At 41.5% G+C, this 23691-nt stretch carries 21 protein-coding genes and 3 tRNA genes; 13 read left to right on the forward strand and 11 right to left on the reverse strand.

What is annotated here, in order from left to right:
- Positions 1 to 77: 77 nt before the first annotated feature.
- From ACSC9N_RS04725 to ACSC9N_RS04750, 6 genes are all read right to left on the reverse strand, one after another.
- A tRNA-Asn gene (locus ACSC9N_RS04725) sits at positions 78 to 153 on the reverse strand.
- 194 nt (positions 154 to 347) lie between these two features.
- Positions 348 to 423 (reverse strand) — tRNA-Asn (locus ACSC9N_RS04730).
- Positions 424 to 427: 4 nt separating this feature from the next.
- Positions 428 to 503, reverse strand: a tRNA-Asn gene (locus tag ACSC9N_RS04735).
- Between the two features lie 144 nt (positions 504 to 647).
- Positions 648 to 1274, reverse strand: a complete 627-nt coding sequence (locus tag ACSC9N_RS04740) for a superoxide dismutase (protein ID WP_010327236.1) — start codon at positions 1272 to 1274, stop codon at positions 648 to 650.
- A gap of 208 nt (positions 1275 to 1482) precedes the next feature.
- Positions 1483 to 2103 carry a superoxide dismutase gene (locus ACSC9N_RS04745; protein ID WP_010327235.1) on the reverse strand — a complete coding sequence of 207 codons (621 nt, stop codon included), beginning with the start codon at positions 2101 to 2103 and terminating at the stop codon, positions 1483 to 1485.
- A gap of 348 nt (positions 2104 to 2451) precedes the next feature.
- Complete coding sequence (locus tag ACSC9N_RS04750; RefSeq protein ID WP_010327234.1) at positions 2452 to 3210, reverse strand: Nif3-like dinuclear metal center hexameric protein; 759 nt, start codon at positions 3208 to 3210, stop codon at positions 2452 to 2454.
- A gap of 168 nt (positions 3211 to 3378) precedes the next feature.
- Here ACSC9N_RS04750 and ACSC9N_RS04755 point away from each other — a divergent pair, with 168 nt between their 5' ends.
- Complete coding sequence (locus ACSC9N_RS04755; RefSeq protein WP_010327233.1) at positions 3379 to 4557, forward strand: S1C family serine protease; 1179 nt, start codon at positions 3379 to 3381, stop codon at positions 4555 to 4557.
- 492 nt (positions 4558 to 5049) lie between these two features.
- Here the strand turns inward: ACSC9N_RS04755 and ACSC9N_RS04760 are convergent, their stop codons facing one another.
- The 3 genes from ACSC9N_RS04760 to ACSC9N_RS04770 form a co-directional block, all read right to left on the reverse strand.
- Positions 5050 to 6012, reverse strand: a complete 963-nt coding sequence (locus ACSC9N_RS04760) for a Tim44 domain-containing protein (RefSeq protein WP_010327232.1) — start codon at positions 6010 to 6012, stop codon at positions 5050 to 5052.
- Positions 6013 to 6130: 118 nt separating this feature from the next.
- Positions 6131 to 7522 (reverse strand): DNA repair protein RadA, encoded by a 1392-nt coding sequence (gene radA / locus ACSC9N_RS04765; RefSeq protein WP_004982587.1) that lies wholly within the window; start codon positions 7520 to 7522, stop codon positions 6131 to 6133.
- Between the two features lie 143 nt (positions 7523 to 7665).
- Complete coding sequence (locus ACSC9N_RS04770; RefSeq protein ID WP_005400491.1) at positions 7666 to 9027, reverse strand: alanine/glycine:cation symporter family protein; 1362 nt, start codon at positions 9025 to 9027, stop codon at positions 7666 to 7668.
- Between the two features lie 331 nt (positions 9028 to 9358).
- Here ACSC9N_RS04770 and ACSC9N_RS04775 point away from each other — a divergent pair, with 331 nt between their 5' ends.
- From ACSC9N_RS04775 to ACSC9N_RS04800, 6 genes are all read left to right on the forward strand, one after another.
- Positions 9359 to 10762: an amino acid permease gene (locus tag ACSC9N_RS04775; RefSeq protein WP_395475097.1), complete on the forward strand. Its 1404-nt coding sequence runs from the start codon at positions 9359 to 9361 to the stop codon at positions 10760 to 10762.
- Between the two features lie 133 nt (positions 10763 to 10895).
- Positions 10896 to 11120 carry a hypothetical protein gene (locus ACSC9N_RS04780; RefSeq protein WP_010327230.1) on the forward strand — a complete coding sequence of 75 codons (225 nt, stop codon included), beginning with the start codon at positions 10896 to 10898 and terminating at the stop codon, positions 11118 to 11120.
- A 32-nt stretch (positions 11121 to 11152) separates the two neighbouring features.
- Complete coding sequence (gene lysA, locus ACSC9N_RS04785) at positions 11153 to 12403, forward strand: diaminopimelate decarboxylase (protein ID WP_010327229.1); 1251 nt, start codon at positions 11153 to 11155, stop codon at positions 12401 to 12403.
- A gap of 6 nt (positions 12404 to 12409) precedes the next feature.
- Positions 12410 to 13255: a diaminopimelate epimerase gene (dapF, locus tag ACSC9N_RS04790; RefSeq protein ID WP_010327228.1), complete on the forward strand. Its 846-nt coding sequence runs from the start codon at positions 12410 to 12412 to the stop codon at positions 13253 to 13255.
- Between the two features lie 154 nt (positions 13256 to 13409).
- Positions 13410 to 14321: a tyrosine recombinase XerC gene (locus tag ACSC9N_RS04795; protein ID WP_035330499.1), complete on the forward strand. Its 912-nt coding sequence runs from the start codon at positions 13410 to 13412 to the stop codon at positions 14319 to 14321.
- A 324-nt stretch (positions 14322 to 14645) separates the two neighbouring features.
- The gene (locus ACSC9N_RS04800; protein WP_010327226.1) at positions 14646 to 15044 is read left to right on the forward strand and encodes a hypothetical protein; all 399 of its coding nucleotides are present in this window, start codon (positions 14646 to 14648) and stop codon (positions 15042 to 15044) included.
- Here the strand turns inward: ACSC9N_RS04800 and ACSC9N_RS04805 are convergent.
- Both ACSC9N_RS04805 and ACSC9N_RS04810 read right to left on the reverse strand, forming a co-directional pair.
- Positions 14971 to 15576 carry a GNAT family N-acetyltransferase gene (locus ACSC9N_RS04805; RefSeq protein WP_010327225.1) on the reverse strand — a complete coding sequence of 202 codons (606 nt, stop codon included), beginning with the start codon at positions 15574 to 15576 and terminating at the stop codon, positions 14971 to 14973. The genes ACSC9N_RS04800 and ACSC9N_RS04805 overlap by 74 nt on opposite strands.
- On the reverse strand, positions 15576 to 16070 hold the full coding sequence (locus ACSC9N_RS04810) for an Lrp/AsnC family transcriptional regulator (RefSeq protein ID WP_004695793.1): 495 nt from the start codon (positions 16068 to 16070) through the stop codon (positions 15576 to 15578). The genes ACSC9N_RS04805 and ACSC9N_RS04810 overlap by 1 nt, the downstream gene beginning before the upstream one ends.
- A 114-nt stretch (positions 16071 to 16184) precedes the next feature.
- On the opposite strand from ACSC9N_RS04810, the gene ACSC9N_RS04815 reads away from it, so the two are divergent.
- The 6 genes from ACSC9N_RS04815 to ACSC9N_RS04840 all read left to right on the forward strand — a co-directional run bounded on the left by ACSC9N_RS04815 (position 16185) and on the right by ACSC9N_RS04840 (position 23686).
- Positions 16185 to 16790 carry a LysE family translocator gene (locus ACSC9N_RS04815; RefSeq protein WP_010327224.1) on the forward strand — a complete coding sequence of 202 codons (606 nt, stop codon included), beginning with the start codon at positions 16185 to 16187 and terminating at the stop codon, positions 16788 to 16790.
- 482 nt (positions 16791 to 17272) lie between these two features.
- Positions 17273 to 18025, forward strand: coding sequence for an electron transfer flavoprotein subunit beta/FixA family protein (locus ACSC9N_RS04820; RefSeq protein WP_005400499.1), 753 nt, complete (start codon positions 17273 to 17275; stop codon positions 18023 to 18025).
- 17 nt (positions 18026 to 18042) lie between these two features.
- The gene (locus ACSC9N_RS04825; RefSeq protein WP_010327223.1) at positions 18043 to 18978 is read left to right on the forward strand and encodes an FAD-binding protein; all 936 of its coding nucleotides are present in this window, start codon (positions 18043 to 18045) and stop codon (positions 18976 to 18978) included.
- Positions 18979 to 19273: 295 nt separating this feature from the next.
- The gene (locus tag ACSC9N_RS04830; RefSeq protein WP_010327222.1) at positions 19274 to 19882 is read left to right on the forward strand and encodes a hypothetical protein; all 609 of its coding nucleotides are present in this window, start codon (positions 19274 to 19276) and stop codon (positions 19880 to 19882) included.
- A 305-nt stretch (positions 19883 to 20187) separates the two neighbouring features.
- Positions 20188 to 23169: a DNA gyrase subunit A gene (gene gyrA, locus ACSC9N_RS04835; protein WP_094148339.1), complete on the forward strand. Its 2982-nt coding sequence runs from the start codon at positions 20188 to 20190 to the stop codon at positions 23167 to 23169.
- A 73-nt stretch (positions 23170 to 23242) separates the two neighbouring features.
- Positions 23243 to 23686, forward strand: coding sequence for a hypothetical protein (locus ACSC9N_RS04840; protein WP_004982555.1), 444 nt, complete (start codon positions 23243 to 23245; stop codon positions 23684 to 23686).
- Positions 23687 to 23691: the final 5 nt, after the last annotated feature.

The raw sequence follows: 23691 nt of genomic DNA on the forward strand, positions 1-23691 counted from the left end.
TGGTTTTACGTATGGGTGAATGTCATTTTTATAGACAGAAAAAAGCCCAAGTCATAATGCTTGGGCTTTTTAAAATTTGGCTCTCCAACCTGGGCTCGAACCAGGGACCTGCGGATTAACAGTCCGTCGCTCTACCGACTGAGCTATTGGAGAATCTGAAATGCAGTATAGAGAAAATTACACATCGGTCAAGTTACAATTCTAAAAAAAGTCGAATTTTAGATTAAATGTTTTTTTTATAAACAATTTGATATGTCATAGCTGTATACCAGAAGGGTATAGGGTGTGGATCAAAACAATGAGTGATAAAAAAGCCCAAGTCACGATGCTTGGGCTTTTTAGAATCTTGGCTCTTCCACCTGGGCTCGAACCAGGGACCTGCGGATTAACAGTCCGTCGCTCTACCGACTGAGCTATGGAAGAATAGTGGCTCTCCAACCTGGGCTCGAACCAGGGACCTGCGGATTAACAGTCCGTCGCTCTACCGACTGAGCTATTGGAGAATCTGATGCGCATTTTAGGGAGGAAAGGAAAATGGGTCAAGCAAAAAATATTGAGAAATGAATTGTTTGCTTTATAAATATGCGTTTAGGCAGCAAAAACAAAAAAACCGCTCAAAAAGAGCGGTTTTTTAAACAAGACGAATCTTATTTTTCAACGCCAGCAGCTTGGCCTGCATATTTCGCGTTTGCATAATCCCAGTTTACAAGACTTTCAAGGAAAGTTTTGATGTAAACAGGACGCGCATTACGGAAGTCGATGTAGTAAGCATGTTCCCAAACGTCTATGGTTAACACTGCAACTTTACCGTGTGCAAGTGGAGTGTCTGCATTTGAAGTTTTAAGGATAGAAAGGTTGCCATTTACTTCGTCAGCAACTAACCAAGCCCAACCTGAACCGAATTGAGTTGTTGCCGCAGCAGCAAATTCTTCAGCGAATTTTTCGTAAGAACCGAACGCTTCATCAATTTTAGCAGCTAAAGCACCTGTTGCTTTACCACCACCGTTTTTAGCCATACAGTTCCAGTAGAATGTGTGGTTCCAAACTTGTGCTGCGTTATTGAAGATACCTGCTTTAGATGCATCACCAGCAGAAGCTGTGATGATTTCTTCTAAAGTTTTACCTTCAAGGTCAGTACCCTTGATTAGGTTGTTTAGGTTAACAACATAAGTATTGTGGTGTTTGTCGTGGTGGAATTCTAAAGTTTCTTTGCTGATGTGCGGAGCAAGATCTTCGTAGCCATATGGAAGTGCAGGTAAAGTAATGGTTGTCATGTTTCATTCCTTGCAGATTTGCTGGGTTTTACTTTAAGTGCATTTATTGTAAATGATTCTATGGACAATAGGGCAGTCTTTTAATACACAAAATATGCAAAAAACTTCGCATGGAGACATATACGATACACAAGATATCGTTAGAGTCTTTCGTGCAGAATATATTCATTTTAAAAGACTCTAAGCTCTAGATGTATTGAGGTGGTGATTAATTTTTAGTCTGCAACGCAGCATGGTAACGGCGATTTACTTCATCCCAATCGACCACATTATAAAAGGCATTGATATATTCAGGACGGCGGTTTTGGTATTTTAGATAATACGCATGTTCCCATACATCTAAACCGAGAATAGGGGTATGACCGTGCATCAGTGGTGAATCCTGATTTGCACTGCTTTCAACAATCAGCTGGTGTTCAGGTGTTACGCTCAGCCATGCCCAACCACTGCCAAAACGGCTAATCGCTGCTTTGGTAAATGCATCTTTAAAAGCATCAAAACCACCGAGTTGCTCATCAATAGCCTTTGCCACAGCCCCAGTCGGTTGCCCACCACCTTGTGGACTCATAACTGTCCAAAACAGTGAGTGGTTGGCATGACCACCTGCATTATTGATCACCATATTTTTAAGATCAGTAGGGACTTCATTGACTTTGGCAACCAAATCTTCCACAGACAGTTTCTCCCATTCTGTGCCTGCAATCGCGCCATTAATGTTATTGATGTAGGTTTGATGGTGTTTACTGTGATGAATTTCCATCGTTTTCGCATCAATATTGGGTTCGAGTGCATCATAGGCATATGGAAGAGCGGGTAAAGAATAAGCCATGTGTTTGATTCCTTTAATCATCAAAGTTTGTTTTATTGGGAGTTTTTAAAGCAGTTTTATTATCCACCTAAAAGTTAATGAGAATCAATATGTTTATTATTTGCATTTTTAGGGTGGAAGGTAGCAAGTTTTATTGTTCATATTGGGTTGGAAGTTCAGTATGTATAACAAGAATGAGATGCAAAGCGTTTTTTTGAAATGATGCTATGTTTTGATTTAAAAAGATGAAAGGCTAGGAATAATATTTTAGAAATTAATAATTTGCTGAAATGGAAGTGATATCGGATGCCATGCGATGTAAGCGCATTGAAAGGACTGGGATGAAAGAAGTCTCATCCCAGTGATTGCTTAAATCGGGTTATTTAGCTCGAAATAAACGTATTCAATATCAAATTGTTCTGAAATGGCTTGACCTAATCGCTGCACACCATAGCGTTCAGTCGCATGATGTCCGCAAGCAAAATAATGTACGCCTAATTCTTTGGCTTCATAGAAGGTACGTTCACTGACTTCGCCTGAAATATAGGCATCACAGTCTTGTTCAGCTGCTTTTACAATAAAATCTTGTGCACCACCGGTACAAAAACCGACTTTTTCAATCATGGTCTTGTCCGCAGGAAGATGGGTGACATCAAACTTTAATTTCTCAGACACAAACTTTTTAAACTCTTCTACAGGCATAGGCTGGTTTAAATAACCAATATTGCCAATAGGATGACGCTCAGATGGGTCAAGCGCTTCAATACGTTCTAGTTCGAGCAAATCTGCAATCGCTGCATTATTTCCAAGACTCGGATGGCTGTCGAGGGGGAGGTGATATGCCAACAAAGAAATGTCATGTTGAATCAGACTCTTGATCCGTTTACCGCGCATACCTGTGATGGGAGAGGCTTCACCTTTCCAAAAATAACCATGATGCACCAGTAAAAGATCTGCATTTTCTTGGATCGCGGCATCTATGGCATCTTGCGATGCTGTCACCGCAGCTAAAATTTTACGTACTTCGGTCTTACCTTCAATTTGAAGGCCATTCGGTGCATAGTCCTTAAACTCAGGTGATTTGAGGGTTTGATCACACCACTGAATAATGTCTTGTAATTTTGCCATATCGACTTAAAAACTCTTTTAAATTGATTACATCGGAACCTATTGTTTATTGTAACTAAAGCATGACAAAACTCTTGCTTATTTTTGTGCTTCGGCTTGAATTTCGCTTTACAATAGGCATAAATTACTTAGTCATCAATGAATTAAAACATTTTAGAGGGTGAAATCGTGCGCAGGACCTTTTCCTGGTTACCTTGGGTATTACTCATTTTAGTCATTGCTGGATTTTTTGCTTGGCAGCAGTATCAAAAGCCAAAAGCGCCTGTGGCGTCCGATGGGATTAAAATGCCTGCTGAAAAGGTGGAGCCTTTAATTAACACCACGCGTACCGGTGGTGTAGTTTCTTATAGCGCTGCAGTGAAAGTGGCTGCACCAGCAGTAGTAAATATTTTTACCACGCAAAAAGTCAAACAGCTTGACCATCCGTTACTCAATGATCCTGCGTTCCGTGAATTTTTTGGCAATCAAATTCCAGATCAGTTTAGCCAAAATAAAAATGAAAACAGTTTGGGTTCAGGTGTTATTGTTCGCCCAGATGGTTATATTTTGACAAACAACCATGTAATTGCTCAAGCTGATCAAATTGTTGTGGCATTGCAAGATGGTCGTCGTGCAGTGGCAAAAGTGATTGGTACCGACCCCGATACCGATTTGGCTGTGATTAAAATTGAGCTGGCAAATCTGCCTGTTTTACCCTTTAAGCTAAGTGGCAACGAAGTGGGTGATGTGGTCTTGGCTATTGGCAACCCATTTGGCGTAGGTCAAACCGTTACGCAGGGTATTATCTCTGCTACAGGACGCTCTGACCTGGGTATTAACACTTATGAAGACTTCATTCAAACCGATGCTGCGATTAATCCCGGCAATTCTGGCGGTGCTTTGATTGATGTCGCGGGGAATTTGATTGGAGTGAATACAGCAATTTTCTCTCAGTCAGGTGGGTCTTTAGGTATTGGTTTTGCCATTCCTGCAAGAATTTGCCAGCAAGTACTGAACTCTATTCTTAAAGACGGCCGTGTGGTACGTGGTTGGCTAGGTATCAGTTTATTGCCTGTTGAACAAGTCAATATTCTAGAGCCTAAAGGGCCAGGTGTGGTTGTCGCGGACGTATTAAAAACGGGACCTGCTGCAAAAGCTGGTTTAAAGAAAGGCGACAAGATTGTGAAAGTGAATGATGAAGTGATTACTTCAACCTCACATTTGATTAATTTTGTGGCTCTACAACCGCCGAATAGCACCATTCAGATTTCACTTGAGCGCGATGGCAAACCTTTAGATGTTGCTGTGGTTGTTGGGGAAAGAAAAGAGCAAAATCAGGACTCTCAATTTATCCCATTACCTGAATAAGACTAAAAAACGTAAATAAAAATGCCTCTTTTATAGAGGCATTTTTTATGTGTAGATGATTTACAGTGTAAATATTAAATGCAGAGCATGATCAGTAGAAAACCTTGTGCATTTTAAATGCCTAAGATTGGTAAATGATGATCTTAGTTTGAGTCGAAAATCAAAGCTCACTTATTTTTACATATTGCCCAATGGCATCAAGCATTCATAACGCGATTAACTTATGTGGAGTGGAAATATAAGTCTAAGTAAAATGAAAGTGTGTGGCTGAGGGTGCATTGTACAGCCTCTCATTACGCTTCTTATTTAACATCGATGATAGTTTTACTTCTAGGAAATGTTGAGCGTAACTTTTAAAAAACCATTGCTGTTATCGTTTTGAATGGTGTTTTTGTTTAAGCGAGGCGCTGATGACTCGGTTGAATCGATCGGAGGATTTATTAAGGCACAAAAAAACAGCAACCGAAGTCGCTGTTTTTATATATCTAGAAATTATGCTTCTTGTTGGATACCCGCAACGAGCCAGTCTTGGGTAGAACCAGCTGGTTTTACAAAGTGCCAAACTTCAGCAAAAGGTTGCGGTAAGCTGTTGAGATCTTCACTTACTGTACCAGTAAAACGTACGCTAACCACGTATTGGCTATTTTCTGTCGCAGAGTCCGCAACCATCGCATTAAGGTTTGAAAACTCAGCTACATCTTGATCTTGATTCGCCATAATGTCTTGATACATAGACTGGTAAAGATCAGGTGTTAAGTAACGCTGAATTTCAGAAATGTTACTTGCAGTGTTCATCGACTGAATATGATTGAAACGTTGACGAGCAATACGTAAGAAAGCCGCAGGTTCTGTACCGTCTGGCAGCTGACTACCACTATTGGTATAGGCAGCGCCAAAAGGTGCGTTGTTTTGTGGTGTAGCAGCTGAACCACCTACAGACTGACCAAAAATATTGCTATTGTCATTTGATGTACGTGGTGCAGCTTGTTGGCCAAACGGTGCTTGAGTTGAACCATTGTTTGGCGCGTATGGATTAGCTGCTACTTTTTTTTTTGCGCCCATTTTACGGAAAATGAAGAAGGCAACAGCAGCGGCAAGAAGAATCCAAATCCAGCTCGGAATACCACCTTTTTCTTCCTGTGCTTGCGCTTGAGAAGCAGAGTTATCATCTGCCAATGCATTTGCAGCAACAGCACCAATTGCAGCACCAGCTACACCAGCCGCAACCATACCGCCGACGCCTGGACCAGATTTAGCTGGAGCCGTAGCAGGCGCGCTAGGTTGTTGAACTGGAGTTGCTTGACGAGGTTGTTGATAAGACTGAGTTGGTGCAGCTTGACGGCTCATGCCGTGGCTTTTACCACCACCTGCACGTTTAGCTTCTGCGGCTAAGGGTGCAACTAAAAGAGCCGCTGTTAAAAAACCAGCAATCAAACCACGCTGTCGAACTTCCATCAAATTTTCCTACTCTATAAAAAATAAATTTTAACTCTACCTTTATGCAGTCTTTCAGCCTAAATTTCAATAAAAAACGTGTTTATTTTATGAGAAATCCAAACGAATGGAATTTAGCTTAGTTGAGTTCGTCACTTAAGCCCATGGCTTCAGTGAGCGCCTCATGTAAGCGCGCCACAGCGATGACCTTCACCCCAGCAATGTCTTTTTGCGGTGCGTTGCCTCGCGGTAGAATAATGTACTTAAAACCATGTTTAATGGCTTCTTTTAAGCGTTCCTGTCCATTGGGGACTGGGCGAATTTCCCCGGAGAGCCCTACTTCACCAAAAACAGCCAGTTGTTGTGGCAGCGCTTTACCTCGCAGGCTAGAGGCACAGGCCAATAAGACAGCCAAGTCAGAGCCTGTTTCCGTGATTTTTAAACCACCGACAACGTTGACATAGACATCTTGTCCAGATGTTTGCACGCCACCATGGCGATGCATTACCGCCAAGAGCATATTTAAACGGTTTTGTTCTAAACCTAAGGCGACTCGGCGCGGTTGACCATGTGCATCATCAACCAAAGCTTGAACCTCAACCAACAGAGGACGTGTGCCTTCACGGCTGATCATCACGATTGAGCCTGCAATGGCTTCATCATAACGACTTAGGAAAATGGCTGAAGGATTCGCCACTTCTCTTAATCCTTTATCGGTCATGCCAAAAACCCCGAGTTCATTGACTGCACCAAAACGATTTTTAACGGCACGAATCATCCGATAACGTGAGTCGGACTGACCTTCAAAGTACAGAACACAGTCCACCATATGTTCAAGCACACGCGGGCCAGCCAGTGCACCTTCTTTGGTGACGTGTCCGACAATGAACAAGGCTGTACCACTATTTTTAGCAAAACGTGTCAGTAAAGCTGCGGACTCGCGAATTTGAGAAACGCCGCCCGGCGCTGACTGGAGTGTTTCGGTATATAGGGTTTGAATGGAATCTAAAATTGCCACGGCGGGACGCTCGTGGGCAAGCATTTCACATATCCGCTCAACACAGGTTTCAGCCATGACTTTGAGTTTATCTGTGGGTAGATCAAGACGATTTGCACGCAAAGCTACTTGAGAAAGTGATTCTTCACCTGTGACATACAATGCCGCACTGTTGGCCGCGGCCATATGCGTTGCTGTTTGCAATAAAATGGTCGATTTCCCAATGCCCGGATCACCGCCAATCAGTACCACGGAACCCGTGACGAGACCACCGCCAAGCACACGATCAAACTCACCAATTCCTGTAGCCAGTCGAGTCTCATGTGAAACTGAAATTTGATTTAAGGTGCTAATAGCAGCAGCTTGACCTGCATAGCCGCCCCCCATTTTGGGCTGCGCACGATGTGTGACTGCAGGTGCAATATTGACTTCAACTAGACTATTCCATTCTCCACATTCAGAACATTGACCCGCCCATTTTGAATGGTCAGCGCCACATTGTTCACAGCGGTAAACACTTTTTGCTTTTGCCATGCTTTATTTGATGCACTATTTGGAGTATTCGATGGTTCAACAGCATACAGAGGATTGCATTTGAAATGAATGCTCTGAATCAAAAAGCCACCCGAAGGTGGCTTAACTATTGAAGATTTTAAAAATGTGCTTTGAAAATAGCCTTAGTACAACTCACCTGATTTACGTTTTTCGACAAAATCACGTGACTCTTTCACAATCACCGTCGACAGCAATAACAAGGCAATTAAGTTTGGAACCGCCATTAAACCATTAAAGGTGTCAGCAAATAGCCAGACTAAATCAAGTGATGCTACACAACCAATAAAGACTGATGCGATGTAAATGAGACGGTACAACAGCACATACTTTTCACCGAGTAAATAAGTACAGCATTTTTCGCCGTAATAGCACCAACCTAAAATGGTGGAATAAGCGAAGAACACAATACCAAAAGTCACGATCCAGCCTCCAACACCCGGCAGTAATTGGTTAAAAGTATGGGTAGTTAATACCGCGCCTGTTTCGCCACCAAAACTATTGCCCGCCATAATAAAGCCCATAACCAAAACGATCCCTGTAATACTACAGACGATAATGGTATCGATAAACGTACCTGTCATTGAGACTAAGCCTTGACGTGCAGGGTGGTCGGTTTTTGCAGCAGCTGCGGCGATCGGCGCCGAACCCATCCCTGCTTCATTTGAGAAGACGCCACGAGCGACACCGTAACGAATGACAGCACCAATTGCGCCACCTGCTACAGCTTCACCCGTAAAGGCATCACGGAAGATCAGTTCAAGTGCAGGCATGACGAGTTCAAGATGGTTGAAGATAATAATGAGGCCACCGAGGACATAGCCAATCGCCATAATCGGAACGATGAAAGAAGCGGCTTTAGAAATAGATTTAATCCCGCCTAAAATAACCAAAGCAGAAAATACCGTAATGACGATACCTGTGATCCATGTTGCAACTCCCGTACTGTTTTCAACAGCGAGCGCAACTGTGTTGGATTGTACTGAACTACCAATCCCAAAAGACGCCAAGGTGCCAAATAGTGCAAAAATCAGTGCTAACCATTTCCATTTTAGGCCGCGTTCAATGTAGTACATTGGACCGCCAGACATTTCACCTTTTTCATTTTTGATTCGGTATTTAACTGCCAGTACGCCTTCACCATATTTGGTTGCCATACCGAACAGGGCTGTCATCCACATCCAAAACACCGCACCTGGGCCACCAAGGACACAAGCGGTTGCAACACCAGCGATATTACCCGTACCAATGGTGGCAGAGAGTGCTGTCATGAGGGATGCAAAGTGGGAAATATCTCCAGTATGAGAATGTGCTTGGTCATGTTTGCCAAATACTTGTTTAAAGGCCAGAGGCAACATGCGGATTTGCCAGAAGAACAAGCGTAATGTGAGGAATATCCCTGTTCCGACAATGAGGACCAACATATAGGGTCCCCAGACCCAACCACTGATGGTTTCCATAAAAGTTTGTAAACTTTGTGTATTCATTTTTCTTTTAGTCCTCTATGTTTTAAAACTTGAAATTTCTAGAAAAATTTTGAGTTTTATTAAGCAATTGATATGCCACAGTCATGCTTCCTGCACGATTTTTTATTGATTTTTAGTCTTGTTGTATTTGTTACACGGAAATTTATTTTTGACAAGTGTTTTGCTGATTTTTTCAACAGGAACTTTTACGTGTCCTTTGTCGTGTTAAATATAAGAAAAATTAATTAACTTTTCAAAAGATGTTGAAAATATAGATTAATACAATTTTATTTTTATTTTTTTGTTCTTTTCGGGTAATTTTGGCGACTGGAAATAAAAGACGACATCAAGAATGAGTTTAGAAAATACAGAATCGACCTCTGAACAAGGTGATTTAAAACGGAGTTTATCCAACCGCCATTTACAACTCATTGCGATTGGCGGTGCGATTGGTACAGGTTTATTTATGGGGTCGGGGAAGACGATTAGTCTCGCTGGGCCATCTATTTTAATCATTTACATGATTATTGGTTTTATGGTGTTTTTGGTCATGCGCGCGCTTGGCGAATTACTGCTGTCTAACTTGAAGTACAAATCGTTTATCGATTTCTCTACCGATTTGATTGGGCCGTGGGCAGGCTATTTCGTTGGCTGGACCTATTGGCTATGTTGGATCACGATTGGTATCGCGGACTTATCAGCCATTATTTATTACCTTCAGTTCTTTAATGGAGGGATGCCGTTCACACCTGGGGAAGGGGTGATGATCAGTGTTGCGGCCATTGTGTTCATCATGGGCTTGAACTTGGTCACGGTGAAACTGTTTGGTGAGCTGGAGTTCTGGTTTGCACTGATTAAGATTATTGCCATTGTGGTGTTGATTGCCGTTGGTCTATGGATGATCTTTACAGGGTTCACTTCAACGACGGGTGAAATTGCATCATTTAGTCATCTTTGGTCACATGGAGGAATGTTCCCAACAGGCGTGACAGGCTTCCTTGCTGGTTTCCAAATTGCGATCTTTGCCTTTGTAGGTGTAGAGCTGGTCGGTACCACGGCTGCTGAAACCAAAGACCCAGAGAAAAATTTGCCTAAAGCGGTGAACTCGATTCCAATTCGTATCATTGTTTTCTATGTACTGTCTTTAGTGATTGTGATGTCAGTGACACCATGGAACGTGATTGATCCAGCGGTTTCGCCTTTTGTGAACTTGTTTAGTCATGCGGGTATTGCAGCAGCAGCAATCATCATGAACTTGGTGGTATTGTCTTCTGTGATGTCATCAATGAACAGTGGTGTGTTTTCAACGTCGCGTATGTTGTTTGGTTTGTCTCGTGAAGATCAAGGGCCAAAAGCATTTAGCCACTTAAACAAGCGTGCTGTTCCTGCAAATGCATTGTACTTTTCAGCCATTTGTTTACTGTTAGGTGCTGCACTACAGTACTTTGTACCAAATACTGTTGAAGCCTTTACTTTGGCAACTACACTGTCGACGATTTTGTTTATCTGCGTCTGGATTATGATTATCTGGAGCTACATTGTGTATTACAAAACACGTCCAGAGTTACATGTAAAATCGACCTTTAAGCTACCGGGTGGTCTGTTTACCTGTTGGTTTGTGATTGTTTTCTTTATTGGTGTGATCTATGTGTTATCACTAGAAGCCGATACCATGAAAGCTTTAATGGTGAGTCCGATTTGGTTCATCATTTTGATTATTGGTTATTTTGGTTTCTACAAACCGAAACATAAATAATCGATGCGATTGAGAAAAACGCCAGTCTTTAACTGGCGTTTTTTTTTAACTCACTATAATCTTTAGCGCTTAGTGGTTTGGTCATGTATGTTGATCAGGTTATACTTCTTCAAAATATCAAATAGGTGATCAGATGCGTTCTGTCATTTGCTGCATCAGTGTCTTGGTGATGAGTACTGCATTCGTCGGTTGTGGTCAGTCTGGTACATTACATATGCCAAATGATCCAAACTACGACAAGCGAGCGAAATATTTGCTTTATAAAGACGCAGCATCTAAGCCGTCTGTACAAAAGGAAGATACAGCGCCCGTTAAGCAAGAGTTTGCTGCACCTTCAGTTGAAACCAATCAGCCTTAATACCTTAAACGCTTCATAGAAAGGATACATTCATGAGTTTTACCCGCAATCATGGGGTTTTGCACGCTGAGCAATGCTCGCTGCAACAGCTTGCGCAGCAATTTGGTACACCACTGTATGTTTATTCAAAAGCGACTTTTGAAAAACACTTTACAGAGATGGATCGTGCTTTTGACTTTATCGATCATCAAATTTGTTTTGCGGTCAAGTCGAACTCAAACATTGCGGTATTGAATGTCCTTGCGAAGCTCGGTGCAGGTTTTGATATTGTGACCGGCGGAGAACTGGCTCGTGTACTAAAAGCGGGTGGCGATGCTTCTAAAATTGTCTTTTCGGGTTTAGGTAAAACTGAGATCGATGTTCAAAAAGCATTAGAAGTGGGTATTGCATGCTTCAATGTCGAGTCTCATGCCGAGCTAGATCGTATTCAAAAAGTTGCAGCGAAGCTCGGCAAAAAAGCACCCATTTCACTGCGAGTCAATCCAGATGTAGATGCGAAAACGCATCCTTATATTTCAACAGGCTTAAAAGAAAATAAATTTGGTATTCCTTCAGATACGGTGTTTGAAACCTATCAATATGCTGCAACGCTGCCGAATTTAGATATTATTGGTATTGACTGCCATATTGGTTCCCAGTTGACCGAAACACAGCCTTTTGTGGATGCGCTAGATCGTGTGATTGTGATGATCGATCAGCTGAAAACCATGGGTATTCAGTTGAAACACATCGATATTGGTGGTGGTTTAGGCGTGACCTATAAAGATGAAGTACCGCCTACCGTTTTTGAATATGCCAATGCAATGAAGCCCGCTTTAGAAAAATTGGGTTTGAAAGTGTATATGGAACCAGGACGTAGTATTTCGGCAAATGCAGGGGTCCTCCTGACCAAAGTTGATTTACTCAAACCGACTATTCACCGTAACTTTGCGATTATTGATGCAGCCATGAACGACTTGATTCGTCCTGCACTGTATGAAGCATGGATGGATATTCAGCTCGTTACCCCGCGTTCAGATGTCGAGGCAAAAGAGTGGGATGTGGTTGGTGCGATTTGTGAAACAGGTGATTTCTTGGGTAAAGAGCGTCTGCTTGCACTCAAAGAAAATGACGTACTGGCGGTATTGGGTGCTGGCGCTTATGGTTTTGTCATGAGTTCAAATTACAACAGTCGCGGTCGTGCCGCTGAAGTAATGGTGGATGGTGAAAACGCACATTTGATTCGTGAGCGTGAAACCATTGAGTCGCTTTGGGACAAAGAACGTTTATTGCCTGAAGGATAATTCAAGATGTTATTAGAATTTACCAAAATGCATGGTCTAGGCAATGACTTTATGGTGGTTGATTTAATCAGCCAAAGAGCATTCCTTGATACTGTTACGATTCAGCGCTTGGCGGATCGTCATTTCGGCATCGGTTTTGATCAGTTATTGATTGTTGAGCCACCCGATTTACCTAATGTCGATTTCAAATACCGAATTTTCAATGCCGATGGTTCTGAAGTTGAACAATGTGGTAATGGCGTGCGTTGCTTTGCACGGTTTGTACATGAGCGCCAGCTCACTACAAAGACCAAGATTAAAGTGCAAACCAAGGCTGGAATTGTAGAACCTGAACTCGGTCAAAATGGCTGGGTACGTGTGAATATGGGTTATCCAAAGTTCTTGCCACAGGAAATTCCATTTATTGCGGATGCACCAGAAGCTTTGTATGACATTGCTTTGACGAACAATGAGCAATTGACCATTGATGTGGTGAATATGGGTAACCCTCATGCAGTTACAATTGTTCCCGACGTAATCACAGCTGATGTTGCACGTCTAGGGCCTCAGGTTGAATCGCATGAGCGTTTTCCGCAGCGTGTGAATGCTGGGTTTATGCAAATCATTGATGAAAAGCATGCGCGCTTACGTGTGTTTGAACGGGGTGTAGGCGAAACCTTGGCCTGTGGAACTGGAGCTTGTGCGGCTGCGATTTCAGGTATGCGCCGTGGTTTACTCGATTCATCTGTTGAGATTGAGCTCGCAGGTGGTAAGTTGCATATTGAATGGCGTGAAGGTGATGTGGTTTGGATGACGGGACCAACCTCAAATGTCTACGAAGGACGTATCGATCTGAGTTACTATCAAAACTAAGTTTAGCGTCACACAAGAAGCACTGATTCATCAGTGCTTTTTTTATGAAAAATGTACATAGGTATAGAAAGAGCTGAGACAGTGCTACTATGCAAAAGAAAATCAATCTTCCACAGAATAGAACTATAGAGGCTGACTTGTGACTTTTGAGCCCATGCAACTGCTCGCGATGTGGTTAAAACAACGAGAAATACAAAATCAGTCTACCCATACTTTGCAGGCTTATGAACGAGATGTGTCTGAATTTCTGCTATTTTGCGAACAGAAAAAGCTTGAGTTGGGCGATGTTGAAGCTACTGATTTGCGAGAATTTATTGCACAAAAAGTTGAATATCAACAGTTGAGCTCTAGTAGTTTACAGCGGATGTTGTCCTCTATTCGTCAGTTTATGAAATGGGCTGAGCAGGGGCAACATTTGGCTTTTAATCCTGCCGATGACTTTCAACTTAAACGTAAACCTCGTCCTTTACCAGGTCTAGTGGATATTGAAACCATCAATCAAATTTTGGATCAGGCCTTGCCTGAGAAAGAAGTCGAACAGCAAATGTGGTATCGAGACAAAGCTTTGCTTGAGCTGCTTTATTCCAGTGGATTACGCTTAGCGGAAGTGCAAGGCTTAAGAATTAAAGATATCGACTTTAACCGACAGTTACTGCGTATTACAGGTAAGGGTAATAAAACTCGGGTTGTGCCTTTTGGTTCTAAAGCCAAAGATGCAGTAATGAAATGGCTGAGCATTTATCCGCTGTGGAATGGTGATTTTGTGCCCGATGCACAAGTTTTTATTACTCAAAAGGGCAATCCTTTGGGGATGCGCCAGATTGAAAATCGGGTCAAGTTTCAGGCACAGCGTGCAGGCGTAAATATCGATCTGCATCCGCATTTACTCCGTCATTGTTTTGCTAGTCACATGCTGTCAAACAGTGGTGATTTGCGCGCAGTGCAGGAAATGTTAGGCCACAGTAACTTAAGTACCACCCAAATTTATACCCATGTCGATTTTGACAGACTGGCTCAAGTGTATGATCAGACACATCCACGAGCACAGCAAAAGGTGAAAAATTAGTTCATTCATACTTTAAAAATAGTGTCACAGAATGCATGCACTATAGCACTGTGTTTTAGGTTATATGCCAAAGGTCAGAACAAACGGCGTAAACACATTAGGGGATATCTATGAAAGCGCTAGGATGGACTGTGAGATTTGGCATTATTCTTGCTTGAATCAACTAGATCAATAAGTAGCAATGATCGCTCACTTTTGTTAGAAAAAGTGTGATTATGAACTTTTGTAGAATAATAAATCGGCAAAAAATAGAGTATAAACTTAAAAGAGGATGGGCTTAATGTTCCAGTTTAATGAAACGGTAGATTTAAGCTTATATTGAAGATGACAAATGTGAAAATAGGTCAGTATATGATTTCAGATATACAAGCAAAGTATGATCAACTCAGCTCCGCGCAAAAAGATATTTTTGCGGGCTATGGTTTGCGTCAGGTCAAACACTTTGTTGAAATTAGTTTAGCCAATATTGAGCCTGTACTGCCTGAAAATGCATTTGTTCAAGGTGTCAATGCAGCAGGTAAAGTTCAGGCTTTTAATGCAGAGACTGGGCAATACTATTTATGGATTTCCGATTTACAGTGGCAAGCGACTGCACAACCCTCAAATAGCATTGATTTAAAAGACGACTTTCTTGAAGTCTGGAAAATTTTTAATCTTGGACAATATGAATTGATTGATTTAAGTCATATTCATCGTGATTTTTTAGAAAGTCAGTTGGCTTAATGGCATAGAGCGTATATCGAAGCAGTGGGCTATTTTGATCAAGTTTAGGATGATTAAAATAGCCCCGATGTTGCATGCCGAGACGTTTCATTACCGCTTCAGAAGCCCTATTTTGAACTGCGGTAAAAGCAACAACCTCATCCAAGTCTAAAACCGAAAAAGCGAAATATAGGCAAGCCCGTGCAGCTTCTGTAGCATAGCCCTGATGCCAAAACTTCGAGTCCAATCGCCAACCGATTTCGACACAGGGTGAAAAATCAAAGCGTTCAGGTTGAGCATGTAAACCTGTAAATCCAATGAATTCCTGACTATGCTTTAGTTCAACTGCCCAGAAGCCCCAACCATTTTGATTGATGAATTGCTGAAACGTTTGCGCAAGGGCATCGCTTTCTGTTTGTGTGAGTGAACTAGGAAAATAACGCATCACTTGAGCATTGGCATTTAACTGTGCAAATGCAGGAAAGTCATCTGCGCGCCAAGCCCTTAGACGTAAACGCGCCGTTTCTATCGCAAACTTTAAATGCGTTGACATTAGATTTCATCAAGTGGGAGTTGGAAACTTTGTTTAATGATTTGACTTGGCAAGTCTGTTTTGACACTGGTAATGCCATTCTTTTTGGTCAAATGTGTGGATTGGAACTCGCGATAACTTTCTAAATCAGGTACTACAACTTTCAGCATTGCATCGCATTCCCCTAAAATAATGTAGCATTCCATGACTTGAGGGAGCTCTTTCATGGCTTCAATAAAGGTGTCGATGGTTTCGGCATCTTGACCGACCAGCCAAATACGTGAGAACAGAATCAGTTGAAGGCCAATTTTTTGTGGATCGACCACTGTGGTATAATTTTGAATAACACCTGCTTCTTCTAATAGTTTGACGCGTCTTAGGCATGAAGACGGTGATAGACCGATTTCTCGTGCTAAGTCATTATTTTGAATACGACCATTGTCTTGTAAGTGGCGAATGATATTTTTATCAATACGGTCAAGTTTTATGCGCACAGACTTTGGTGATTGTTTCATATCTTAGAATATAATTTGAAAAATACGTTTTATTATAGAATAAATTGAAAGCCAATTTTGTATTATTTCGCACATACTAATTTTCACTTTCTAATGGATGAAAGGGGAAAGGAAATGTCTGTATATGTACTCTTTGCACTGACCGTGCTGCCGCTGATTTTTACACCTGGGCCAGATATGTTATTTATTCTGTCTCAAGTTATGGGCAAAGATGCAAAAGCAGGCATGATGGCGACTGTCGGCGTATGTACAGGCTATTTACTACATTCAATTTTAGTGGCTTTGGGTATTGCTGCCATTATTGTGTCTTTCCCGCTTTTATTTGAAACCATCCGCTGGTTAGGCATTGCATATTTGTTGTATTTGGCCTTTGGTTTATTAAAGTCGGTTTTTAGTACTAAAAAATTGCAACTAGACCGAAAAACGGAAAATAACTTGATCAAAAAAGGCTTTTTTACTGCACTATTAAATCCCAAAGGTATGCTTATCTATTTTGCGATCTTGCCGCAATTTATCGACAAATCTGCCAACACTGTCAGTCAAGGTTTGATTTTATCTTTACTTTTTATCGCGATGATTTTTGTGGTCTACTGTAGTTTGAGTCTGGTTTTTGCAAAACTGACACAGAAGTCCCCAATAGATGAACGTAAACAAAAATGGATTGATGGTACTTCAGGTGGTTTGCTGGCATTGGCCGCGACATGGCTGATTGCCAATTAAACTCAGAGAAGCATGTCAAAATGGCATGCTTTTTTTTTGAGGAAGTTTTTTAGAATGGTTAATAAAGCAGCAATATTGTGTCATCGTATATCTAGAATAATGAGTATTTGAATCTAAGGCTGTGTGATCTATCTTAAATGACAGATTTGTGAAGCCTGATAAAGATGTGAACAGACAGTCAATAATCTATTTGATGGTGAATATTAGAGAAAAGAAATCAAATCTTTGAATAATGTAAATCAGATAAAAATATAATAAAAATCATAACTTAATCTGAGTGCGATTTTGTGCAAATATAGTGCGTACAAAAAAGTATGAACGCGTCGTTCAGCTAAATTTACGCATTTTTACAGCTCTTTGGTGAATTGTGACTTGACCGAAATGCCGTACACATTGCAAGATAGGGCACCTAAAAAAATTTAAGTGAAGAGTTAAACTAACTTTTCTCAACATTTACATTTGCTAAAACAGCCGAGGATTACATGAAGGCTCTTGTTGCTGTAAAACGTGTGGTTGATGCCAACGTTAAAGTTCGCGTTAAGCCGGACAACAGTGGTGTTGACTTAACCAACGTTAAAATGTCAATTAACCCATTCTGTGAAATCGCAGTGGAAGAAGCGGTTCGCTTAAAAGAAAAAGGAACTGTTTCAGAAATCATCGTTGTTTCTATTGGTCCTAAAGAAGCGCAAGAGCAAATCCGTTCTGCTATGGCGCTTGGTGCTGACCGCGGTATTTTAGTTGAAGCTGATGACAGCCAACTGGGTGCTTTAGAAATTGCGAAAGTGTTGAAAGGCGTTGTTGACGCTGAACAACCTCAGTTGATTCTTCTTGGTAAGCAAGCAATTGATGATGACTCTAACCAAGTCGGCCAGATGCTTGGTGCGCTTTTAGGTGCAGGTCAAGGTACTTTTGCTTCTGAAGTTAAAGTTGATGGCGACAAAGTACAAGTAACTCGTGAAATCGACGGTGGTTTACAAACTGTTGAACTTGCACTTCCAGCGATCATCACCACTGACTTACGTTTGAACGAGCCACGTTATGCTGCTCTTCCAAACATCATGAAAGCGCGTAAAAAACCGCTGGATACGAAGTCTCCTGCTGATTTTGGTGTTTCTACAACAACTAAACTTAAAACAGTTAAAGTTGAAGCGCCTGCTGAACGTAAAGCTGGCGTACAAGTGAAGTCTGTAGACGAACTTGTAGAAAAACTAAAAAATGAAGCGAAAGTGATCTAATACAGAAGGATAAAATCATGAGTATTTTAGTTATCGCTGAGCACGACAACAAAGCACTAAATGGTGTAACTTTAAACGTTGTTGCTGCAGCTCAAAAAATCGGTGGTGATATCACTGTATTAGTTGCTGGTTCTGGCGCTCAAGCTGTTGCTGATGCTGCTGCAAAAGTTGCGGGTGTAAGCAAAGTATTACTTGCTGACAACGCAGTTTATGCAAACCAATTGGCTGAAAACGTTGCAGCTTTGGTTGCAGATATTGCTAAAGGTGGTTTCAAACACGTATTGGCTGCATCAACTACAACGGGTAAGAATATTCTTCCACGTGTTGCTGCTCTTCTTGACGTGAGCATGATTACAGACATCATTGCTGTTGAATCTGCAAATACGTTCAAGCGTCCAATCTATGCAGGTAACGCGATTGCAACAGTTCAGTCTGATGAAGCAATCATTGTTGGTACTGTACGTGGTACAGCATTTGACCCAGTTGCTGCTGAAGGTGGTTCTGCTGCGGTTGAAGCTGTAAGCGAAGCAAAAGATGCGGGTATCTCTAAGTTTGTTGCTGAAGAGATCGTGAAATCTGAACGCCCAGAATTAACTGCTGCGCGTATTGTGGTTTCAGGTGGTCGTGGTGTGGGTTCAGGTGAGAACTACCATACTGTTCTTGATCCATTGGCTGACAAATTGGGCGCTGCTCAAGGTGCATCACGTGCTGCGGTTGACGCTGGTTTCGTTCCAAACGACATGCAAGTAGGTCAAACAGGTAAAATTGTTGCGCCTGATCTGTATATCGCTGTAGGTATCTCTGGTGCAATCCAGCACTTGGCAGGTATGAAAGACTCTAAAGTGATCGTTGCGATCAACAAAGACGAAGAAGCACCTATCAATGCAGTAGCAGATTACTGGTTAGTAGGTGATTTGAATACCGTTGTTCCAGAGTTAGTATCTAAAATCTAATTCCTGACAACGTTTCAAAAAACGCTTTTGTGCAAGCAGTTTAAGCAATGCTTAGCTGTCATGTGCAGGAGCGTTTTTTTATGTGCGTAAATCAATCTCAATATTATAAAAAATCAAAATCACTCGATATTTATTTTGTTATTTTAAGTCCTTGTATTTTGCAAATAATAATGAAAATTTAAGCATTTCTTAAGATGAGTGTGCATCTGAATATTCAGATTTATGATACTATTTGCCATCCATTTTTAAGCTTAACTTACACAAAACATTTTTTGTTAAGTTGGGAGTTGTAATCTTGCTGATTGATACGCGTGTATCTTGGTCTGTTCTGATCCTTGCTGTTCTGTGTCTAATTTTTCCATTTTTAGCTGATCTGCAGTTTCCACTTTTAGGTGGTGCTGTTGTACGTGGCGTCGAAAATATTCAAGCATTACTTTTATTGATATTTGCTGTATTTAGCTATTTTTACATGCAGCCAATGCGTCTTTCTGATGGTAAAAAGTATTTTTGGATCTGGGCTGTGCTGTGGTGGTTGCTTTTGTTTGGACGTAGCACCAGTTGGGGTAGGGACTATTTCCCTGAAGTCCCAAAAGTATATTTTCGTGGCATCTCGGTGGTTTTGATTGGTTCAGTCGTATTTATGTTGTTGGTTAAACCATTGCGCCATGAGATTGCGATAAAAATGAAGAACATTACGATACCTGCTTGGGCAATGCTGCTCACGGTGTTGGGTTTGATTATTTCTGACGGCATTGAACACAGTCGCATTTATGGTGGAATTTTCTTACATCAGATTGCTTATAAAGACCTGATGGAGGAGCTATATGAGTTTCCTTTAATACTGGGCTTGTTTATGGTGGCATTTCATATTATGCAGCGCGATAAGCAAGGGATTGATCAGTAAGTTCAAAGATAGGCAAGACATGGCTTAAAGCTCTCAAAAATGAGGGCTTTTTTGCATTTTACGCAACGTTAATAGGGAATGTGATCGGCTGTAAATGTGTATCCTATACATGTGTAAAAAATAACCCCTAAATTAAAGAAAATTAACGAGATTAAGTGTTGTGACGTGACACAAAAATCAGAGTGTTTATGCTATAATTTGCGGCTATATTTCAGTTTTTAGTTCAGTATTTTGAACTAATAATTTTGCAAGTTTTACGACATATAAATGCAAGCGGTTTTACGTTTGTAGAATAAGGAGTATGCATGAGCGTATCGGAAATCAGACCGATTGCGATTGAGGATGAACTCAAGAACTCGTATCTTGACTATGCAATGAGCGTGATTGTTTCTCGTGCTTTGCCAGATGTTCGAGATGGTCTAAAACCTGTTCATCGTCGTGTGCTTTATGCAATGCACGAATTGGGTAATGACTACAACAAAGCTTATAAAAAGTCTGCCCGCGTGGTTGGTGATGTGATCGGTAAATATCACCCACACGGTGATTCTGCTGTTTATGAAACCATTGTTCGTATGGCTCAAGACTTTAGCTTGCGTTATCAATTGGTTGATGGTCAGGGGAACTTTGGTTCGGTCGATGGTGATAGCGCAGCTGCGATGCGTTATACCGAAGTTCGTATGCGTAAGTTGACTCATGAAATCCTTGCCGATCTTGAAAAAGATACGGTGGATTGGGAAGACAACTACGACGGCTCTGAACGTATTCCGCAAGTGATGCCAACGCGTATTCCGAACTTACTGATTAACGGTACTACAGGTATTGCTGTGGGTATGGCGACCAATATGGCGCCGCACAACATGACTGAAGTAGTGAACGCTTGTTTGGCCTATGCTGAAAACCCAAATATTTCAATTGAAGGATTGATGGAATATATTTCGGGTCCAGACTTTCCTACAGGTGGCATTATTTACGGTAAAGCGGGCATTGTTGATGCTTACCGTACGGGTAAAGGTCGTTTGCATATTCGTGGTAAATACCACTTTGAAGAAGACCAAAAAACAGGTCGTACCACGATCGTTTTCACAGAAATTCCATATCAAGTCAACAAAGCGAAAACCATTGAACGTATTGCTGAGTTGGTGAAAGAGAAAAAACTGGAAGGCATTTCTGAGCTACGTGATGAATCTGACAAAGACGGGATGCGTATTGCCATTGACTTAAAGCGTGGTGAAAACGCTGAAGTTGTGGTAAATAACTTATTCCAAAACACGCAGTTGGAAAACTCTTTCAGCATTAACATGGTGTGCTTAGACAACGGCCAGCCAAAGTTAATGAACTTGAAAGACATTGTTGCGGCATTTATTCGTCACCGCCAAGAAGTAGTGACGCGTCGTACTATGTTTGAGTTGCGCAAAGCACGTGAGCGCGGCCATATTTTAGAAGGTTTGACGGTAGCATTAGCAAATATTGATGCGATCATTGAAACCATTAAAACTTCTGCAAACCCAGCTGAGGCGCGTGAGCGTTTACAAGCAGGTGAGTGGGCAGCAGGGAATGTGATTGCATTGCTTGAAAAAGCAGGTTCTGTTTCTGTACGTCCCGACGAAATTGAAGGTGAAGATCCAAGTCGTCCGTTTGGTTTAGATGGTCAGATTTATCGTTTATCGCCTGCGCAAGTTGGTGCGATTCTTGAGCTTCGTTTGCACCGTTTAACGGGTCTTGAACAAGACAAGTTACAAGCTGAATATACTGAAATTTTAGGTCAAATTACTGAACTCACAGCGATTTTAAATGACTTCAATTTATTGATGGCAGTGATTAAAGAAGAATTAGCTTTAATTTTGCAACAATACGGCGATGCTCGTCGTACCGCAATTGTTGAGTCTCGTATTGACTTCTCGCGTGAAGATTTAATTCCTGAAGAGCAAGTGGTACTGACTGTTTCAAAAACAGGTTATGCGAAAACTCAACCACTTTCAGACTATGCTGCGCAGCGTCGTGGTGGACGTGGTAAATCTGCGACCTCGATGAAAGAAGATGACTACATCCAGCATCTGATTGTGACCTCTAACCATGCCACAGTGTTGTGCTTTACCAATGTTGGTAAAGTCTATCGCCTGAGAGTGTTTGAAGTGCCTCAAGCATCGCGTGGTTCAAAAGGTCGCCCAATGGTGAACTTATTGCCACTAGATGCCGATGAGACAATCACAGCAATTCTTCCTGTGATTGATGCGCCGAAGAAATTTAAAGAACGCTTAGCTGAGTTCAAAAACTTTGTGCGTAGCAATGTCGCGACATTACGTGAAAATAGTATTATCGACGCGCATTATGAAGCGTTAAAAGCTTCATTCGATGAGTTGGCTGAAGATGCTGATGAACTCTCTGATGCATTACGTAAGCAATTGAAAGAGTTGGGTGTTGAGCTTTCAACAACTGATTTAGACAATGAAACCGTTGTTGAATTTGCTGATCTTGCAGAGAAAATGCGTAAGAATTTCTTTGTATTTATGGCAACAGCATCTGGTACAGTCAAGCGTGTTGAATTAGAGCAATTTAGTAATGTTCGTTCAAACGGTTTACGTGCAATTGAGCTGAAAGAAGAAGATACCTTGATTGGTGTTGCAATCACCGATGGCGAACAGCAAATCATGTTGTTCTCAAATGAAGGTAAAGCAATTCGCTTCTCTGAAACTGATGCACGTGTGATGGGACGTACTGCAAAAGGGGTACGTGGTATGCGCGTCACTTTAGCTGCAGCTCAGGCCGAAGATGATGGTGAAACCGACACAGATTCAGATGATGAAGAATCTTCTGATTTAAGTGTGGCGAGCCGTATTGTTTCATTGGTTGTTGTGCCTGAAACTGGCGAAGTACTGTGTGCTTCTGCAAATGGTTATGGGAAACGTACGCCAGTTGATGACTTCCCAACCAAGAAACGTGGTGGTAAAGGCGTCATTGCAATCAAAACATCTGAACGTAACGGTGAGTTGGTTGGTGCGGTTGCCATTGATGAATCTAAAGAGTTGATGTTGATTTCTGATGGCGGTACTTTAGTTCGTACTCGTGCCTCTGAAGTTGCTAGAACGGGTCGTAATGCACAAGGTGTACGTCTGATTCGTTTAGGTAATGAAGAAATCTTGGTCGGTGTCGTTGCTGTTGAAGCAGTTGAAGTCGAAGATGATATTTTAGATGCTTCTATTGAAACAACTGAAGAAACTGTGGTTGACGAAGTAAATGTAGATGCATTTGAAAATACAACAGATACCAACACATCGAACGAAGACTAACTGAATGAAAAAGAAAAGGGCGCTTCGGCGTCCTTTTTCGTGTTGGCGATGACCGAGTGGTGGATAAGATTTTATGAAAGCAAAATTACTGGTTTTGAGTTGTGCGTTGGCTTTAACAGCGTGTGATAAATTGGGACAACAGGCATTGGATTCGATCCCAAATCCGAGTCCTGCTCAAGAGAAAGCAGCTCAGCAGGCTTATCAAGCCTTTACTCAGGGCGATTTTCCGCAGCTATATACTTATTTTGAGCCAGAGTTACAGCGTAAATTTAAAACTCATGAAAAAGACATGCGCAAATTTGCAAAATCGATTCCTAAACAAGCCATAACGACTCAAAAAATTGTATCGAAACATATTGAAAAATCGACAGAAAAACCAAGTTTGTATGCAGTTACCTATGAGTATGCTTATAGCAATAAAAACCTAGTTCAATATGATGTTGGTTTTGACAAAGCCGGCGGAAGCACAAAAATTCGCAGCTTTGATGTCAAACTTTATGGGGCTTCAACGGATTAAATGGA

It is taken from the genome of Acinetobacter sp. PC34 (genome assembly GCF_051789135.1).
Classification (GTDB): Bacteria; Pseudomonadota; Gammaproteobacteria; order Pseudomonadales; family Moraxellaceae; genus Acinetobacter; species Acinetobacter johnsonii.